The sequence below is a fragment of the Paenibacillus sp. 3LSP genome (assembly GCF_032465655.1).
Classification (GTDB): Bacteria; Bacillota; Bacilli; order Paenibacillales; family Paenibacillaceae; genus Fontibacillus; species Fontibacillus barengoltzii.
This window is the reverse complement of record NZ_JAWDJI010000034.1, coordinates 1-1,865: the sequence shown is the minus strand read 5'-3', so window position 1 is coordinate 1,865 and position 1,865 is coordinate 1. Positions and strand designations below refer to the sequence as shown.

Below are 1,865 nucleotides of genomic sequence, written 5' to 3'. Positions count from 1 at the left end.
CATGGCGATTAACTAGGTGGTGAAAGTCCACTGTGGGGGTTTGTAGTTACCAACCACTAGCCAAGAGCAAGGGTGTCCACCGCGAGGTGGAATCCAAAGGAAGCTGGAGGCAAACTTCCGGCCCAAGGAACACGAACATCATCAGGCATAGGATACGGGATGAGTCTGCTAAACAAGACGAAGTCCAATTAACTACACGGACGTACCAATGTAAATGATGTGGGTATATGGAAGAAAAGTGAATCGTCTTACCGTGGGAGGTCTCATGGACGTGAGGAGATGCACTTCGAATCACGGTTGAAACAAGATTTATCATGAGAAGTCAGCAGACGCCATAGTACCGCGAACAGTCGACGGTTCGAGGGAAGGGCTGAACCTTAGGAGGTGAAGTCAATGAAAGTTACCGAAACAGGAGCCAAGGGCAGCCAACTTCTAACGGAAGACTCTTTGCAAAAGAATAGTGCGGAACACGAAGGATATGCGGGAGTGCACAGTCCTGCGAGGATAACCGAAACCGACGACACCAACGCAACCGAGTCGAAGGATCGGTTGCTTGAGAAAATCGTTAGCAGGGACAACTTGAACGAAGCATTCAAGAGAGTCAAAGCGAACAAGGGATCGCACGGAATCGACGGGATGGGAGTAGAAGAACTTCTACAATATCTCAGAGACAACGGCGAGACCATCAAGCAACTGATCTTGGGCGGCAAGTACCGCCCGAATCCCGTTCGAAGGGTAGAGATTCCCAAAGAGAACGGAAAGAAGAGAAACCTTGGCATTCCAACAGTGGTTGACCGAGTCATCCAGCAGGCAATCGCCCAAGTGCTTACGCCAATTTATGAGAGGCAGTTTTCAGACAACAGCTACGGATTCCGACCCAAACGGAGCGCACACCACGCGATGAAACGAAGCCAACAATACGTGCAAGAGGGATATCGTTACGTGGTGGATATGGACTTGGAGAAATACTTTGACACCGTCAACCAAAGCAAGCTCATCGAGGTGCTTTCAAGAACGATCAAAGACGGACGAGTGATCTCGCTCATCCATAAGTATCTCCGGGCGGGAGTCGTCGTGAAGCATAAGTTTGAGGACACGGAAATCGGCGTACCGCAGGGAGGGAACCTAAGTCCGATTCTCAGCAATATCATGCTGAATGAATTGGACAAGGAACTGGAAGCAAGAGGACATCGATTCGTGCGATACGCAGACGATATGCTCATATTCTGCCGGAGCAGGAGGAGTGCGGAGCGTACCCTGACGAAAATTCTCCCTTACATCGAGAAGAAGTTGTTTCTCAAGGTAAACCGGGAGAAAACGATTGTGGACGATGCGACAAAAGTTAAATTTCTTGGCTTCTCATTCTACCAGAGCAAAGGGGAAACGCGGGTCAGAATCCATCCCAAATCCGTATCCAAGATGAAAGCTAAAGTGAAAGAGCTAACGTCGAGAAGCAACGGAATGGGCAACACCGACCGGGCGATGAAGCTTAGGCGTTACATCATGGGATGGGTAAATTATTTCAAGCTTGCTGACATGAAACAACTACTCCAAACCACTGATAAATGGATGAGAAGGCGTATCCGAATGGTCTTCTGGAAGCAATGGAAACGAGTGAGGACGAAACTCGAAAGGCTTATATCGCTCGGAATTCATGAACAGAAGGCGTGGGAATACGCAAACACAAGAAAGGGCTATTGGAGAATCTCCAATAGCCCAATCCTCTCGAAGTCCCTCGGTAACAATAGGCTGAAGAACCTCGGATTCCTTTTCTTTTCTGATTATTATCGACAAGTTACTGCGCATTCCTAATGGAACCGCCGTATACCGAACGGTACGTACGGTGGTGTGGGAGGTCGGCTGCC

Annotated in this window: 1 protein-coding gene; it reads left to right on the top strand. The window is 49.0% G+C overall.

What is annotated here, in order from left to right:
• Positions 1-393 precede the first annotated feature (393 nt).
• Positions 394-1,812 (top strand): group II intron reverse transcriptase/maturase, encoded by a 1,419-nt coding sequence (gene ltrA / locus RW092_RS01785; protein ID WP_316009348.1) that lies wholly within the window; start codon positions 394-396, stop codon positions 1,810-1,812.
• Positions 1,813-1,865 lie beyond the last annotated feature (53 nt).